Below are 961 nucleotides of genomic sequence, written 5' to 3'. Positions count from 1 at the left end.
CGGACGTTGGCAGGGTTCACGTTTTGAGGGGGCTGACCTATCGGGATGCCGACGGCTCACGGCGGGAGCGTTGTCTAACGTTGGCTGACTTGCCCGTCATGGAAAAGGCGCTGCAAGCCCTTGGGGATTGCCGGCTTCTGGTCATCGACCCGATTGGTGATTTTCTCGGTGGCCAGGTTGACGCCCATCGGGATAACGAAGTCCGCGCTGTGCTTACGCCCCTGGGAGAACTGGCCGGACGGTACAAAGTGGCCGTGATAGTTGTTGTCCACCGGCGGAAATCAGCAGGGGGCGGCGGGGCTGACGAAATGGCGATGGGTTCCCGGGGGTTCACGGGAATAGCCCGCAGTGTGTGGCATGTAAGCCGGGACGTCAACGACAAAAAGCGGCGGCTCTTCCTACCCGGTAAACAAAACCTGGCAGAAGAAATGCCTGGTTTGGCGTTCCGCATCGTGGGCGAACCCCCGCGGGTGGAATGGGAACGGGAACCGGTGCTGATGACGGCCGACGACGGGTTGGAGGCGGAACGGCAGGCGGCACAACCAGGCCCAAAGCCGGATTCCCTGGAAGACGCCAAGGCGTTCCTGCTAACGGCCTTGAGTAATGGCCCACGGCTAGCCAATGACGTCCTCGAAGACTGGCAGACTAACTACGGGGGAAGCCAACGGACGTTATACCGGGCGAAAGCAGAAATCGCTGTCGAATCCTTTCGTGAAGGGAATCCTGGCCCATGGTTTTGGAAACTACCGGAGGGGCACATGGCCAAGACCAGAGCACATTGCCAAGCACATGGCCAAACACAAATAACTTGGCAATCTGTGCAATGTGTGGACAAAAACGGGGTTTCAGAGGTGCCGGAGGGGGCACATTGCCAAGATTGCCAAGTTATAGGGGAACTTGGCAATCTGGCCAAGACCAGAGCACATTGCCAAGCACATGGCCAAACACAAATAACTTGGCA

The 961-nt window shown here is 58.4% G+C and carries 1 protein-coding gene; it reads left to right on the top strand.

Annotation, left to right across the window (positions count from 1 at the left end; all coding sequences use genetic code 11):
• Positions 1 to 961: AAA family ATPase (locus ABJK56_RS19750; RefSeq protein ID WP_347246409.1), on the top strand; the 961-nt coding region annotated here is incomplete at both ends.

Source organism: Thermogutta sp. (genome assembly GCF_039793925.1).
GTDB lineage: Bacteria > Planctomycetota > Planctomycetia > Pirellulales > Thermoguttaceae > Thermogutta.
Note: the sequence above shows the minus strand (reverse complement) of the source record. Positions and strands in the feature narration are given on the sequence as shown.